A 14739-nucleotide genomic window follows, 5' to 3' on the forward strand; every position below is an offset into this window, starting at 1 on the left:
GCAGGCTGGCCGCGTGGAGCATCAGGCGAGTGTCACCGAGTCGGTGGCCGACCGATTCACCCGTTGGTGCGAGGCGGTCGTGGCCCGGCTGCCGTGGGGCCTCGACCGGTATGTGCCCGCGACATTTCTCGGCTTCGCACTGATCAACAGTTTCACCTTCGGTGTCGACCTGCTGCTGCTCACGCTGCTGCACAGCGGGCTCGGCCTGGCGATCTGGCTGTCGATCACCCTCGCCTACATCGTCGCGTTCGGGCTGAGCTTCCTGCTCAACCGCACCTTCAACTTCCATTCCCACGCGCCGATGGGCAAGCAGGCCGCGGTGTATGTGGTCGTCGTCCTGGTGAACTACCTGGCGTTCATCCTCGGCGTCGGCTCGGGTCTCACCGCACTCGGCGTGGAATACCACCTGGCCAGGCTGCTCGCGGGCGGCTGTGAGGCCGTGTACATGTACTGCGCGATGCGCTGGATCGTCTTCCGCCGCACACCGGCGATGACCGCTGCGTGAGGCTCAGCCCCTCAGCACCTCGGTGCGATCGCCGTCGACCAGGACCACGTCGTCGTCGGTGAGTGCCCAATGCGGGATCTGCTCGGCGACGCAGTGGGCCAGCATCGCGGCGGAGTCGCCGTCCGGGTCGGTGGGAGAGTCCAGGTGGACCACCAGCCGACGATCCACCACACCCAGTCCGTCCCACAGCGGTTCGATACCGGTGGCGGGTAGGACCTCGGCGGGGTCGTCCATGGTTTCCAGCCCGTGCAGATCGGGTCCGAGCAAGCACGCGCCCGCGCTGTAGCCCGCGTAGACCAGCGCGTCTTCACGCAACAGGGTGGCGAACACCGAATCCGCGCCGCTGCGGGCGAATTGCGCGCGCAGGACGAAGGTGTTGCCACCGCGCACCCAGACCATCGGGAACCCACGCAGGTGCCGTTCCAGCCGATCCGGTTGTCCCACATACTCGCGCAGATCGAGAACGTCCGGCGAATAACCCTGCTGTTCCAGCGGTTTCACATCGCTCATCACCGCCGACGACCAGGCGTCCGGCCACGCGTCACACGCATTCGGAATCACCGCCACCCGCCCGGGTGCACCGACAAGCCCGACGAGCCGGTCGGCGAAACCGCCGAACCTGTACGACGCCAGGAAAAGTCGCATCAGATGGTGAACGCCAGATTCTGCACGAGCCGCTCACCGAGGGCCGTATCGCCCTCGACGACAACCTCGCCGGGGTGTCGATCAGCCGTTGTCCGCCCACCCCGCAGCCGCGCGAAGAGACCGGAGTCCAACCGGAGCACGGTAGTGGGTTGCTCGGAGATCTCGTCGAGAACCGTCCCACGCCCACCGGCCACCGACAGGTGCACCTGCCTGGTCACCGGCCCGGTCAGATCGAGAGTGATCAGCGAACCATCCGGCGCTTTGGCGCCTTTCACCACCGCGCGGCCCAGTCCGATGGTCAGTTCGGCGAACGCGGCCTCGGCCCGCGCGCCACCCTCTGGCACGCTGCGGCCGATCCCGTCGGCGAGGTCGAGTTCGTGCATCCAGCAATCGAACAGCCGCACCCGCATGAATCGCCCATAGGGCACCTGCCCGACCGGCGAGACGGTCGAGGCCTGCCAGGCCTCGTCGTCCATGGCGGCCAGCGCGGCCCGGCGACGCTCGGTTGTCTCGTCGAACAGCGCGAGCAGGCGCTTGCCCGACAGCGGGCGCAACCGGTCGACCCAGATCTCGTTGAGCACGGCCACTTCGTTGCGCACATGCGGCAGCGTGCGCACGTCGGCCTTGGGGCGCAACGGATCATGCGGCGGCGGCGTCTCGCCGAGCAACCAGGACTCGGTGCCGATCACGTGCGCGACAACATCGAACAGGGTCCAGCCGGGCAGCGGAGACGTTCGGCGCCAAGCCTTTTCGTCGAGGTCGGCGACCAGTAGCGCGATGGCTTCCCACTGTTCGGCGAGCAGATCGGTGAGTTGCTCGCGCCCCGGGGTCTTGGTCATCCCTGTGCTCCTTCTGCATCGCTCTGGTCGAGCGCGGTGAGGCCCGCGCGGATCGCCGCTGCGGTCGAATTCGGTTCGTGCGGACGACGCAGCAGCAAACCCTTGGCGAAGGTGAGTTTGTCACCGTGTTTGCGAGGGACCACGTGCAGGTGGACGTGGCCGACGGTCTGGAACGCGGCGGTACCGTCGTTGAGGATGAGATTGGCCCCGTCGCTCGCGAGTCCGCTCACGCGCAGGGCGCGGGCGAGACGGTGGCCGGTGCGAAAGATCTGTGCGCCCAGCTCGGGATCGAGATCGTCGAGCTCGGTCGCGTGGACCTTGGGAACGATCAGGGTGTGGCCGCGGGTGATGGGACGGATGTCGAGGAACGCGCACACCGCGTCGTCGGAGTAGACCATGGTTGCCGGTGCGGCACCCGCCACGATCGAACAGAAGACGCAGTCGTTCACGGCCTCGACCCTACGGTGTGATCTGGGTCGCGCAACAGCCCGAATGGGCCATCGTCATGACCCGCGTCACGTCCCGTGTGAGGCGGCGGTGCTCGGGCGCCGCGGTGAGTGATCGACGCGGGCCTGTGGTCTTGGGTGTCCCACCTGCGGCGACGAATCCGGGTGCGCGCGCCGATCGGTGTCTACCGGGTCGGGAGGTCGTTGTCATGGGTGATCACGTCGGTGGTGTCCGTTTTGTGGTCGTCAGTCCAGTTCTCCGTTGTGACGGGCATCTCCGCTAGGCTCACCGCGAGCCGAGTACAGTGGCGAGGATTTCAGTCGAACTTACTCACAGGTAACTTCGGCGCCCCGTTGTTCCCAGGCTCGAAGCCAGCACGAAAAGGAAGTCTGACTAGTGGAGACAACGCAAAACGTGGGCGAGGGTTCGCCGCGCGGAGCGCGGGTCGGAGTCGTTCGCGAATCCGGCCCGGGTGAGCGGCGAGTCGCATTGGTGCCCAAGATCATCCCCACCCTGTCCAAGCAGGGTGTCGAGGTGATCGTGGAAGCCGGTGCCGGCCTCGGCGCTCTCATTCCCGACGCTGCCTATGTAGAGGCGGGTGCGACCATCGGTGATCCGTGGTCGGCCGAGGTCGTCGTCAAGGTGGCCCCGCCCAGCGATGCCGAGGTGGCCAAGCTGTCCTCCGGGCAGACCCTGATCGGTTTCCTGGCGCCACGCAATGCCGAGAATCAGATCGGTGCGCTGAAGTCTGCCGGTGTGCAGGCCTTTGCCGTCGAGGCGATTCCGCGTATCTCGCGCGCGCAGGTGATGGACGCGCTGTCCTCGCAGGCGAACGTGGCGGGCTACAAGGCCGTGCTGCTCGCCGCGTCGGAGTCGACCCGATTCTTCCCGATGCTCACCACCGCCGCGGGCACCGTGAAGCCGGCCACCGTGCTGGTGCTCGGTGTCGGTGTCGCCGGTCTGCAGGCGCTGGCCACGGCCAAGCGTCTCGGCGGGCGGACCACCGGTTACGACGTGCGTCCCGAGGTCGCCGATCAGGTGCGCTCGGTCGGTGCGCAGTGGCTGGATCTGGGAATCGACGCCGCCGGTGAAGGCGGGTACGCCCGCGAACTCACCGACGAGGAGAAGGCCCAGCAGCAGCAGGCGCTCGAAGACGCCATCAAGGGTTTCGACGTCGTGATCACCACCGCGCTGGTGCCGGGTCGTCCCGCACCGCGTCTGGTCACCGCCGCCGCGGTCGAGGGTATGAAGCCCGGCAGCGTGATCGTCGACCTGGCCGGTGAGACCGGCGGCAACTGCGAGCTCACCGAGCCCGGCGAGGTCGTCGTCAAGCACGAGGTGACCATCGCCTCGCCGCTGAACCTGCCCGCCACGATGCCCGAGCACGCTTCCGAGCTGTACTCGAAGAACATCTCGGCGCTGCTGGAACTGATGCTGGTCGACGGCAAGCTCGCCCCCGACTTCGAAGATCAGGTCCTGGCGGATTCCTGCGTCACCCGTGAGGTGGAAGCCTGATGTACACCGAACTTCTCGCCAATATCGCGATTCTCGTTTTGTCCGGCTTCGTCGGCTTCGCGGTGATCTCCAAGGTCCCCAACACCCTGCACACCCCGCTGATGTCGGGCACCAACGCCATTCACGGCATCGTCGTGCTCGGTGCGCTGGTGACCCTGGGCAATGTGAAGGACCCCTCGCTGCTGGTGCAGGTGATCCTGTTCGTCGCGGTGGTGTTCGGAACATTGAACGTCATCGGTGGCTTCGTGGTCACCGACCGCATGCTCGGCATGTTCAAGGGTAAGAAGAAGGCGGCCGAGTGATGCACGCAGTCGACAATATGACCTACCTGGTCAACGGCCTCTACATCGTGGCCTTCTCCATGTTCATCTACGGCCTGATGGGCCTGACCGGCCCGAAGACCGCCGTGCGCGGCAACCAGATCGCCGCTGTCGGTATGGGCCTGGCCGTTGTGGCTACCCTGATCTCGGTGCGCGACGCGGCGCTGCTCAACTGGATCCTCATCGCGGGCGGCCTGATCGTCGGTGTGGCACTGGGTGTTCCGCCCGCCATCCGCACCAAGATGACCGAGATGCCGCAGCTGGTCGCGGCGTTCAACGGCGTCGGTGGTGGCACCGTCGCGTTGATCGCGTGGGCCGAATTCGTCGACAGCGCGGGCTTTTCCGAGCTGCACGAAGAACCGACCATCCACATCATCATCGGTTCGCTGTTCGCCGCGGTGATCGGCTCGATCTCCTTCTGGGGCTCGATCATCGCCTTCGCGAAGCTGCAGGAGATCCTGTCCGGCAAGCCGATCGGCATCGGTCGGCTGCAGCAGCCGCTGAACCTGATCCTGCTCGTCGGTGCGATCGTATGCGCCGTGGTGATCGGCCTGGGCGCCGACAACGGTGGCGTCTCGCAGCTGTGGATGATCGGCCTGCTCGTGCTCGCCGGTGTGCTCGGCCTCATGGTCGTGCTGCCCATCGGTGGCGCGGACATGCCGGTCGTCATCTCGCTGCTCAACGCTCTCACCGGTCTGTCGGCCGCGGCCGCCGGTCTGGCGCTGAACAACACCGCGATGATCGTGGCGGGCATGATCGTCGGCGCCTCGGGCACCATCCTCACCAACCTGATGGCCAAGGCCATGAACCGCTCCATCCCCGCGATCGTGGCCGGTGGCTTCGGTGGCGGCGGCGCGGTGGCGGGTGCGGGTGACGGTGAGGCCAAGACCGCGAAGGCGACCTCCGCCGCTGACGCCGCGATCCAGATGGCCTACGCCAACCAGGTGATCGTGGTCCCCGGCTACGGCATGGCCGTGGCCCAGGCCCAGCACGCGGTCAAGGAGATGGCGCTGCTGCTCGAGGCCAAGGGCGTCGAGGTCAAGTACGCGATCCACCCGGTCGCCGGTCGGATGCCCGGTCACATGAACGTGCTGCTGGCCGAGGCCGAGGTGTCCTACGACGCGATGAAGGAAATGGACGACATCAACGGTGAGTTCAACCGTACCGATGTGGTTCTGGTCATCGGCGCCAACGACGTCACCAACCCGGCGGCCCGCGACGACAAGTCCAGCCCGATCTACGGCATGCCGGTGCTCAATGTCGATCAGGCCAAGAGCGTCATCGTGCTCAAGCGCTCGATGAACTCCGGCTTCGCCGGCATCGACAACCCGCTGTTCTACGCCGACCACACCTCGATGCTGTTCGGTGACGCGAAGAAGTCCGTCGGTGCTGTGACCGAGGAACTGAAAGCGCTGTAAGACAGCCGAATACATCCGCAAGAGGCTCCGCTGTTCTCGCCGAACAGCGGAGCCTCTTGTCGTTGTGCCGACCGCGACTCGCCATCAGACGGTCATGTCTGTCGGGAGCGGGTGTGGGTATGCCCCAAGCTGAGAAGAGCCGACAACGAGAGGAGTTCGATCTCGTGGAGGAGATATTACGGCCGATCATCGTGCTGCTCGGTACGGTGGCGATCACGGTTTCGGTGGGTTTGCTGGTAGAGCGTCTGCTGCGTTACGCGGCGCGCCGCAGCCCCGGCGTCCGTCTGCCATCGCTGCGGCGACTACAACTGCCGCTTCAGGTCCTGCTCGGCACTGTCACGTTGCACGCGGTCTACCCGCTTGCTGAACTCGACCTGCGCCAGGACGGGGTAATCCGGAACTTCCTGGCAACGGCGGCCATCATCGCCGCGGTGTGGTTGGTCATCCGGGCCACCGACGTGGTCGCCGACAGCCTGCTGGGCCGCTACGCCCAACGCGCCAGCGAGATTTCGCGCGTGCGCCAGTTGCGCACCCAGTTCGGACTTGTACGCCGCATCGTCACCTCGGTGCTGGTGGTCACCACCGCCGCGGTGGCCATCATGTTGCTGTTCCCGAGTCTGCGGACCCTCGGCACGTCGATGTTGGCCTCGGCGGGCGTGATCGGCATCATCGTCGGTGTTGCCGCCCAGTCGACATTGAGCAATCTCATGGCCGGGCTGCAGATCGCCTTCGGCGACTCGGTCAAGATCGGCGATACCGTTGTCGTGGAAGGGGAGTGGGGCACGGTCGAGGAGATCACCCTGACCTTCCTGACCGTGCGGATCTGGGACGACCGCAGGCTCACCATGCCGGTGTCCTACTTCAACAACAAGCCCTACGAGAACTGGTCGCGGGGCGGCTCGCAGGTCACCGGCACAGTACTGCTGCACCTCGACCACAGCACCCCGGTGCCCGCGCTGCGCGAGCACCTGCACGCCTACCTGCGCGACTGCCGGGAATGGGACGGCCGCAACTGGAATCTGCTGGTGACCGACAGCACGCCGACCGACATCGTCGTGCGTGCGACGATGTCGGCCGCCGATGCCGACGATGCGTGGGACCTGCGCTGCGCGGTCCGCGAGGAGCTGCTGGCCTGGATCGGTCGCCACTACGCCCACGCGTTGCCGAAGATCCCGACCTCGATCTCCCACTCCGTCGAGGAGGCTCGCGCAGGTGATGAGGATCAGGCGAATCGGCGCTCGGTGGATTCCACACTCGCGCTGCCGAGTTGACCGATCAGACCGTCGGTGCTCGTGACTGCACCGCAGCGGCGGGCGACGTAGTTCAGCGCCATGATGTGGTCGTCGCGGGTGAAGTCGGCGGTGGCGTCGTGGACGAGGAAGGGGCGAACGTCGCCCATGAAAGCCTCTGCGGCACTGAGCATGCAGCCCATGTGGGCGTAGACGCCGGTGATGAGAAGCTGGTCGCGACCGTAGTAGCCGAGTAGTTCACGTAGGTCGGTGCGTTGGAAGGCGGAATAGCGCCATTTGGTGACCTGGATGTCCTGTGGGTCCGGTGCGATGGCGTTGATCACCTCGGTATCGGCACCCTCGGCCATGCCGGTGCCCCAGAAATCGGCGAGAATGCCGCGCCGCGATGGATGCTGGTCGCCGGGCTGCATGGTGTAGATCACCGGGATGTCGAGCTGGTGGCAATGGTCGCGCAGCCTGGCGATATTGGCGATGAGGGTGCGGGCGGGGTCGCGATACAGATCGTAGGCATCGAGGAAGTACTGCTGCATATCGTGGATCAGCAGTGCGCTGCGGCCTGCTTCGGCGGTCCAATCGACCTGGTCGGCGGTGAACTCGTCCGCGGTCGGCATCGGATAGGGCGCGATCGAGGGAATGGGCATAAAAGTCTCCGTTGGCGTAGTGGTCGGCGGCGTCAGCCGACGGTGACGGGCAGGTCGGTGATACCGAGCGGCCCGAGAATGCGCTGGAATTTGCCGGTGGTCTCGGCCAATTCGGCGGCGGGGTCCGAGGCGGCGACGATCCCGCCCCCGGCGTGGGCGAGCAGGGTGGTGCCGTCGGCGGACAGCTCGGCGCAGCGGATGCTCACCATCCACTCGCCGTTGCCGTCGGCATCGCACCAGCCCACCGCGCCCGCGTAGAAGCCGCGTTCGCCCTCGAGTTCGGCGATCACGCGGGTCGCCGCGGCGGTGGGTGTGCCGCAGATCGCGGGCGTGGGGTGCAGGGCTACAGCCAACTCGAGCGCCGACGGTCCGGCGAGCGGGACGGTGGCGGTGATCGGGGTCCCGATGTGCCACATCGCCGGGGTGGCCATGAGCTCCGGTGCCGGAGTGTGGACTTCGGCGCAACGGTCACGGAGTACGGCGGAAACCTGATCGGTGACGAAGCGGTGTTCAGCCAGGTCTTTGGTCGAGGCGAGCAGGGTGTCGGCGGCGCTCCGGTCGGCGCCGCTGTCGTCGAGCACCCGGCGGGCAGAACCCGCCAATGGATGGCTGAGGACCCGGTTTCCGTTGCGGCGCACCAGGATCTCCGGGCTGGAGCCGACGAGGTGTCGTCCGGGATATCGACCACCCGCCGCTGAGAGGTCGACCAGGAAGCCGTTCGACATCGGGTCCGAGGCGACCATCATGTCGAGAATGTCGAGCGCACGAACCGGATTCGCGGACCGCGCACGAATCGCTCGGGCCAGCACTACCTTCCGTAACGGATGCGCGATGTCGGCGAGCAGTTCGACAGCCGTGGCGACGCGCTGCCGGTGCTGCTCCGCTGCGGGCAGCGCCGCGTCGAATTCGAACTGCGGGAGCGCTCGCGAGCGGGTCAGGTGTGCGCCCGCCTGCGGATCGAGCTGGGGCGCGAGCACCCGGGAACCGGGCTGGTGCGGTGACTCGGTGATCGTCACCGATTCCGGCGCCCACAGCGCGGTCGGGGCACCGGGGGTGAAGGGTAGCGCCCCGACGATGTGGCTGATCCGGCCACTACGCAGCGCGGTGATCGCGTCGTGTGCCGAGCGGAAGACCGTCCCGCCCGCGGTGGCGGACACGGTCCGCTGCGGACGGGACAGTAGGAAGGCGGGGTCTGAACTGTCGGTACTGATGGTGATCATTCCTCTCGGTCACATGTCGAGCGTTGCGCCACCGTCGACCCGCAGGTCGTGCATGGTGATGTGGCGAGCGTCCTCGGACGCCAGGAAGTGGACTGCGCCCGCGATATCGGCGGGAGTGGCGATGCGCCGCAAGGGGATTCCGAGGCGGTAGGCACTCGGATCGCCGTCGAGCAGGGCATCCTCTGCTGCGTCGTCGAGGGGGCTGCCGCCGAACATGTCGCGCAGCATCGGGGTATCAGTGGAGCCGGGCGAGACCAGGTTCACCCGTACGCCCAGCGGCGCGACCTGTAGGGCCAGGGAGCGGGTGAACGAGGTCGCGGCTGCTTTAGCCGCGCCGTAGGCGGCCATCCCGACGCGGGGCGTGGCGGCGGCATTCGAGGAGACGACCACGATCGCGCCGCGGCCCGCGGACACCATGTCGGCGGCCGCGCGCTGGGTGACCAGCATCGTGCCGGTGGCATTGACGGTCAGGCAGCGTGCCCAGTCCTGGGGATCGAGCTCGAGTGCGGAGCCACCGACCATCAGCCCGGCCGCGTGCACGACGACGTCGGGGGTTCCGTGATCGGTGGTGAGGCGGTCGAAGGCTGCCTGTACATCGGCGCCATTACTGACGTCCACCTCGACGCCATGAGCGGATCGCGCCGTGAATTCGGCGGCGACCTTGTGCACGGCGGGGTCGCGATCCCACAGGGAGAGGACCTGGGCTTCGTCGGCGAAACGGGCGGCGATCGCGGCGCCGATTCCCCCGGCCGCGCCGGTGACGACAACGATCCGCCCTCTGGACTCACCACTATGCATGAGGTTAGCCTAACCTGATTTCATCGTCGGTTGGTTAGCTTCCCTCACATCATTCGACGAGGAATTCCGAAGACCCGCTGGAAAGAGGTGCTCGACTTGACCGATCCCGTGCTCCCCGGCTTCACGCCGTGGCCCGCTGACCTGGCGCAACGATACCGAGAGCAGAACTGTTGGGCCGGTGAGACATTCGGTGATGTGCTCATCGCGCGCGCCGTTGCGGCGCCGGACCGGATCGCGGTTCTGGACGACGCGAACAGCTGGACCTACGCCGAACTCGACCACCGCTCCAGCTCGCTCGCCACCGGTTTGGCCCGGCTCGGCATCGCGTCCGGCGACCGCGTGCTGGTGCAGCTGCCCAACCGTGCCGAATTCGTCGAGGTGATCTTCGCGCTGTTCAAGCTCGGCGCGCTGCCGGTGTTCTGTCTGCCTGCCCATCGCAAGGCCGAGTTGGTGCCGATCGCCATGGCCGCGGCGGCGAAGGCCATGATCACTTGCGGCACGTACCAGCGTTTCGATTACGCGGCGCTGGCCGTGCAGGTGCGCGACGAGGTCGAGAGTCTGGCCCACCTGTTGCTGGTCGACAGTGACTCGCTGCCCGACGACGCGCACGACATCGACGAATACCGCGACACCCCAGCCGAATTGGTCGGTCCTTCGGCGTGCGATGTGGCGTTCTTGCAACTGTCGGGCGGCAGTACCGGTATCCCGAAGCTCATCGCCCGCACCCACGACGACTACCTGTACAGCGTGCGCCGCAGCGCCGAGATCTGCGAACTCGATCACGCCACTGTGTATCTCGCGACGCTGCCGGTCGCGCACAACTTCCCGATGAGCTCGCCGGGCATCCTGGGCGCGCTGTGGGCGGGTGGAGCGGTCGCGATGACACCGGATCCGACTCCGGCGACCGCCTTTCCGCTGATCGAGCGGTTCGGTGTCACCATCACGGGTCTGGTGCCCCCGCTGGCGCGGCTGTGGACCGAGCGCGCCGAGGCGGGCGCGACCCCCGATCTGTCCAGCCTGCGAGTACTCCAGGTCGGCGGGGCGCGATGCCAGGACGAGCTGGCCCGCCGGATCGGACCCGCGCTCGGCGTGACCTTGCAGCAGGTGTTCGGCATGGCCGAGGGCCTGGTCTGCTACACGCGGCTCGATGACCCGATCGACGTGGTGGTCAGCACCCAGGGGCGCCCGATGTCGGAGTACGACCAGCTCGCCGTCGTCGACGACCACGGCGTCGAGGTCGCGCCGGGTGCGACGGGGAACCTGATCACCCAGGGCCCGTACACAATTCGCGGTTACTACAACAACCCTGACGCGGATGCCCGCAGCTTCACCGCCGACGGCTGGTACCGCACCGGCGACATCGTGTCGGTGCGCCCCGACGGCAACCTCGTGGTCGCGGGCCGCGCGGGCGACTGGGTGAACCGGGGCGGGGAGAAGGTGTCGGCCGAAGAGCTCGAGGCGCACCTGCTCGAACATCCCGCGGTCCGCGATGCCGTGATCGTCGGAACACCGGATCCTGTTCTCGGTCAACGTATCTGCGCCTTCGTCCAGCCGATCGACCCGGCGCAGCGACCCACGCTGATCTCCGTGCGCTCGTTCGTCCGCTCGCGCGGAGTGGCGGCGTGGAAGATGCCGGACACGGTCGTGGTCGTCGACGAGTTCCCGGAAACCGGCGTCGGCAAGACCAGTCGCAAGGACTTGCGCCAGGCCCTTGTCGACGGTGCGCACGGCAATTGACGGGCTGACCAGGCGCACGATATCCGGGCGGGTCGGCGGCGGCACAGCAGTACTGCCACCACCGACCCGCACCCGAACAGCGTGCTCAGGCCAGCAGTTCGATCCACGACCCGAGCACGGGATCACCGGCGAGCGTAGGGAAGTCGATATCTGCATGTCCGGCCGACCGCCATTTCTCCACGAGCGACATGATGCGTACGGAGTCGAGCCCCGCGTCGAGCAGGTCGGTATCGGTGGCCAGTTCGGATCGGTCGACGCCGAGTGCCGTGGCCACGTCGGCGATGACTTGTTCGTCGGTCATCGTTCATTCCTCTCGATCGAAGTCGGCGACGCCGCGCTTCCAATAGCCGGCGATCAGCGAGTCCTTGGGGCCGATGCCGAGTTCGCCGCGCACCACCTTGCGGATTCCGCGCAGGCAGCCGGCCTCACCGGCGACCCAGGCGTAGACCCGCTGTCCGGCAGGCACTTCCACGCCGCGTACTGCCTTCTCCAGTGCGTCACCGGTACCGGGCTCGAGGTCGCCGCGGTGCAACCAGCGCACCTCGATACCCTCGGGCGCGTCGATCTCGATCTCTTCCTCGGGACCGGTCACCTCGATGAACGCCCAGCCCCGCGCGGTCCGGGTCAGCCGTTCCAGCCAGCGCGCGATGGCGGGCAGTGCGGTGATGTCGCCGACGAACAGGAACCGGTCGTAGGACTCGGGGACGACGACGCCGCCGGGAGGGCCCGCGATATGGATCTTGGTGCCCGGGGTCGCCGCGGTTGCCCACTCCGAGGCCAGGCCGCCTGGGTGGATCGCGAAATCGATATCGAGTTCGTTGTCGGCGATGCTGTGGCGGCGCACGGTGTACTCGCGCGACACCGGTCGCGGATTGCCCCACTCGAGTGACTGACCGTCGCGCTCGGGCAGCCGCAACACCCCGTCCTCGCACGGAAAGACCAGTCGCACATGCTCATCCGGCACATAGCTGTGGAAGCCCGCGATATCGGGCCCGCCGAAGGTGATCCGGAGCAGCCCGGCCCCGACGGAGACCGTGCGGATCACCTCCACTTCCTGTAGCCCGATCGGATACGGGACCTTGGCGCCGTGCTCACTGGCGAGCACTTCGGCGATGCGCGCGGCATAGCCACTGCGATCTGTCACTGCTGTTCCTTTCCGTGCAGCGGCCCGGCGGCGAGCGCCACCACACCGGTGAGGACCAGGACCGCGACGCCGTAGATCACGAGCGCGGAGCCCGGTGCGAAGAATTGGCCGACGAAACCGGCGACCATCGAACCGATCGCGGTGCCGGTCACCGACTGCACCATGAGCAACCCGGCCATCCGGCCGCGCAGTTCCTCGGGTGCCTGCTGCTGTAGCAGGGTGTAGCGCAGCACGATGTTCACCGCCCTGGCCAGGCCGAATCCGGCCAACCCGAGGAAGACCAGCGCCGCGTGCGACCACAGTCCGGCGGCGATCACGCCCAGCGGCATGAGAGCCAGCGAGATCAGTAGGGCGAGCCCGTTGTAGCGGGTGCGGCTCATCCAGCCGCTGGTGAGCGAGCCGATGACCGCACCGGCGCCGGGCGCGGCGTACAGCAGACCGAGAGTGCCGGGGCCCGCGCCGAGTTCGACGTCGGCGTAGGCGGGCAGCAGCACCAGCGGCCCGCTGACCAGCATGGCGATCAAGCCGGTCAGCAAGATGAGTCGAATAGTCTTGTGCTGCACGGCAAATCGAATGCCGATCGCCAATTCGCGCAGGGGGTTCTGCAGATCGCGGGCCGGTGGCGGGGCGGGGCCGATCGCGGTGATCAGCCCGACCGTGGCGACGGTGGCGCCCGCGCACAGGAAGAACGCGACCGACACCCCCGTCTGCGCGACGAGCACACCGGCGATCGCGGGCGTGATCATGGTGCCCAGATCGGTGGTGAGTGCGGTCAAGGCGCCCGCCGCCGCGATTTTGTCGCGTCCGACCAGCATCGGGACCAGTGCCATCAACGCGGAGCCGCTGATGCCGCCCGCGAGCCCGTCGATGACGGCGGCCAGATAGATCACCGACAGCATCGGATCCGGCAGCACCGCGTTGATGCCGAGGATCAGGAACCCCAAACCCGCTGCGCTACGCGACCATTGGATCACGTTGCGCCGGTCGTAGCGGTCGGCGATCACGCCGCCTGCGAGGCTGCCGACGAACAGAGCGGCGGCGGTGGTTGTCGCGATGCCGGCGACCTGCAGGGTCGAGCCGGTCAGTTGATAGACCTGCAACGGCAGGGCCACCATGAGCAGCCCGAGCCCCAGCACCGACACCAGCCGCGCCGCGAACGCGCACCGGAACGGACGCGAGGTCCGTAGCGGGCTGATGTCGATGAGCAGGCCGCCGACCGCTGTCACTTGAAGCGTTCCACGAGCAGATCGAGCGTGGTCATCACCGTGCGATAGTCAGGACGTGAGCTGGTCGCCGGGAGTTCGAAGACGGTGTTCGCCTTGAACGAGGGCAGCGACGCGTACATCGGGTCGGCCCGCAGCTGGTCGAGGGTGCGCGCGCCGGTGAGCGGGAGCACGAACAACACGGGCGCGTCGATCACGGTGTTCAACAGCTCAGGGCTGATGGTGAAGTAGTCGGCGCTTTCGGGTGTTTTCGGGTTGCCCGCTTTGGCTTCGATCTTGGTGTCGATGGTGAATCCCAGCTCGGCGAGCAGGGTCGGCAGTGCCGCGGTGGACATGAAGATCGTCGGCGTCTGGCTCTTGGTCGACTGAATGGCGGTCGTTGCGCCCTTGGGGGCCTTGATCGAGTTCTTGGCCGCGGTCAGCTTGGTCTGGTATGCGGCGACCAGGCTATCGACCTTGCCGGACTTGCCGACGACGTCGGCGATGAATCGCAACTGTTCTTCCCACTTGACCATGGTCGTCGGCACGAGGACCGTCGGGGCGACCGCGCTGAGCTGGTCGTAGGCATTGAGCGACTGCTGACCCGGATATCCCTGGCCGCCGCCGATGATCAGGTCGGGGCGCTGCGAGGCGATGAACTCGAGGTTGATGTTCTCCCCGGTCGGCAGCACCTTCGTGCCCTGCTTCTTGGCATCCTCGGCCCATGCCGCGGGGAATTCGCCTGGCGGGGTAGACGCCCCGAGCAGACGCGGATCCGCGGCGGCGACCGGTGCTTCGAGGTCGTAGAGGTAGCCGGCCAGGGTGCCGTTGAGCACGACGATGCGCTGCGGATCGGCGGGCACGGAGACGGGGCCCTTCGGAGTCTGGACCTCGCGGGGGCCGGTGGGCGCGGCGGTGTCGCCCGAGGAGCTGCTGCAGCCGGTGAGCGCCGCGATCAGCGCGAGAACCAGCAGGGCGAGGGTGGCGCGGAGCCTGCCCGATGATCGTGTGGTGAACATGGAAGGGGTTGTCCTCATCTTTCTTATAGAACGGTGAAA

General features: G+C 67.2%; 16 protein-coding genes. 6 read left to right on the top strand and 10 right to left on the bottom strand.

Features of this window, described 5'->3' with window-relative positions; all coding sequences use genetic code 11:
• Window positions 1-13: 13 nt before the first annotated feature.
• Window positions 14-505, top strand: coding sequence for a GtrA family protein (locus IBJ82_RS12800; RefSeq protein ID WP_370585285.1), 492 nt, complete (start codon window positions 14-16; stop codon window positions 503-505).
• Window positions 506-508: 3 nt separating this feature from the next.
• On the opposite strand, the gene IBJ82_RS12805 is transcribed toward IBJ82_RS12800, so the two are convergent.
• The 3 genes from IBJ82_RS12805 to IBJ82_RS12815 are packed head-to-tail and all read right to left on the bottom strand — an operon-like array spanning window position 509 to window position 2438.
• Complete coding sequence (locus tag IBJ82_RS12805) at window positions 509-1150, bottom strand: Type 1 glutamine amidotransferase-like domain-containing protein (protein ID WP_194826073.1); 642 nt, start codon at window positions 1148-1150, stop codon at window positions 509-511.
• The gene (locus IBJ82_RS12810; protein WP_194826074.1) at window positions 1150-1989 is read right to left on the bottom strand and encodes a maleylpyruvate isomerase N-terminal domain-containing protein; all 840 of its coding nucleotides are present in this window, start codon (window positions 1987-1989) and stop codon (window positions 1150-1152) included. The genes IBJ82_RS12805 and IBJ82_RS12810 overlap by 1 nt, the downstream gene beginning before the upstream one ends.
• Window positions 1986-2438, bottom strand: a complete 453-nt coding sequence (locus IBJ82_RS12815; RefSeq protein WP_194826075.1) for an HIT domain-containing protein — start codon at window positions 2436-2438, stop codon at window positions 1986-1988. Before IBJ82_RS12815 ends, IBJ82_RS12810 begins: the two co-directional genes overlap by 4 nt.
• 394 nt (window positions 2439-2832) lie before the next feature.
• On the opposite strand from IBJ82_RS12815, the gene IBJ82_RS12820 reads away from it, so the two are divergent.
• The 4 genes from IBJ82_RS12820 to IBJ82_RS12835 all read left to right on the top strand — a co-directional run bounded on the left by IBJ82_RS12820 (window position 2833) and on the right by IBJ82_RS12835 (window position 6960).
• Window positions 2833-3951 (top strand): Re/Si-specific NAD(P)(+) transhydrogenase subunit alpha, encoded by a 1119-nt coding sequence (locus IBJ82_RS12820; RefSeq protein WP_194826076.1) that lies wholly within the window; start codon window positions 2833-2835, stop codon window positions 3949-3951.
• The gene (locus tag IBJ82_RS12825) at window positions 3951-4253 is read left to right on the top strand and encodes an NAD(P) transhydrogenase subunit alpha (RefSeq protein WP_056818017.1); all 303 of its coding nucleotides are present in this window, start codon (window positions 3951-3953) and stop codon (window positions 4251-4253) included. The genes IBJ82_RS12820 and IBJ82_RS12825 overlap by 1 nt, the downstream gene beginning before the upstream one ends.
• Window positions 4254-4270: 17 nt before the next feature.
• Window positions 4271-5689: an NAD(P)(+) transhydrogenase (Re/Si-specific) subunit beta gene (locus IBJ82_RS12830; protein ID WP_194826254.1), complete on the top strand. Its 1419-nt coding sequence runs from the start codon at window positions 4271-4273 to the stop codon at window positions 5687-5689.
• A 119-nt stretch (window positions 5690-5808) separates the two neighbouring features.
• Entirely contained in the window at window positions 5809-6960 is a 1152-nt protein-coding gene (locus IBJ82_RS12835) for a mechanosensitive ion channel family protein (protein WP_228536865.1), read from the top strand.
• Here the strand turns inward: IBJ82_RS12835 and IBJ82_RS12840 are convergent.
• From IBJ82_RS12840 to IBJ82_RS12850, 3 genes are read right to left on the bottom strand one after another with little or no spacing between them, the layout of a single operon-like run.
• Complete coding sequence (locus IBJ82_RS12840; RefSeq protein ID WP_194826077.1) at window positions 6912-7580, bottom strand: isochorismatase family protein; 669 nt, start codon at window positions 7578-7580, stop codon at window positions 6912-6914. The genes IBJ82_RS12835 and IBJ82_RS12840 overlap by 49 nt on opposite strands.
• A 32-nt stretch (window positions 7581-7612) precedes the next feature.
• Complete coding sequence (locus tag IBJ82_RS12845) at window positions 7613-8800, bottom strand: isochorismate synthase MenF (RefSeq protein WP_194826078.1); 1188 nt, start codon at window positions 8798-8800, stop codon at window positions 7613-7615.
• Between the two features lie 9 nt (window positions 8801-8809).
• On the bottom strand, window positions 8810-9598 hold the full coding sequence (locus tag IBJ82_RS12850; protein ID WP_194826079.1) for an SDR family oxidoreductase: 789 nt from the start codon (window positions 9596-9598) through the stop codon (window positions 8810-8812).
• A gap of 87 nt (window positions 9599-9685) precedes the next feature.
• Here IBJ82_RS12850 and IBJ82_RS12855 point away from each other — a divergent pair, with 87 nt between their 5' ends.
• Window positions 9686-11335 carry an AMP-binding protein gene (locus IBJ82_RS12855; RefSeq protein WP_194826080.1) on the top strand — a complete coding sequence of 550 codons (1650 nt, stop codon included), beginning with the start codon at window positions 9686-9688 and terminating at the stop codon, window positions 11333-11335.
• Window positions 11336-11420: 85 nt separating this feature from the next.
• On the opposite strand, the gene IBJ82_RS12860 is transcribed toward IBJ82_RS12855, so the two are convergent.
• The 4 genes from IBJ82_RS12860 to IBJ82_RS12875 are packed head-to-tail and all read right to left on the bottom strand — an operon-like array spanning window position 11421 to window position 14718.
• Window positions 11421-11636, bottom strand: coding sequence for a phosphopantetheine-binding protein (locus tag IBJ82_RS12860; protein WP_194826081.1), 216 nt, complete (start codon window positions 11634-11636; stop codon window positions 11421-11423).
• Window positions 11637-11639: 3 nt separating this feature from the next.
• Window positions 11640-12479, bottom strand: a complete 840-nt coding sequence (locus tag IBJ82_RS12865) for a siderophore-interacting protein (protein WP_194826082.1) — start codon at window positions 12477-12479, stop codon at window positions 11640-11642.
• A complete protein-coding gene (entS, locus tag IBJ82_RS12870; RefSeq protein ID WP_194826083.1) occupies window positions 12476-13705 on the bottom strand; it encodes an enterobactin transporter EntS in 1230 nt (409 codons plus the stop codon). Before entS ends, IBJ82_RS12865 begins: the two co-directional genes overlap by 4 nt.
• Complete coding sequence (locus IBJ82_RS12875) at window positions 13702-14718, bottom strand: ABC transporter substrate-binding protein (RefSeq protein WP_228536867.1); 1017 nt, start codon at window positions 14716-14718, stop codon at window positions 13702-13704. Before IBJ82_RS12875 ends, entS begins: the two co-directional genes overlap by 4 nt.
• Between the last annotated feature and the right edge of the window lie 21 nt (window positions 14719-14739).

The organism is Nocardia sp. XZ_19_231 (genome assembly GCF_015355705.1).
GTDB classification, from domain to species: domain Bacteria; phylum Actinomycetota; class Actinomycetes; order Mycobacteriales; family Mycobacteriaceae; genus Nocardia; species Nocardia salmonicida.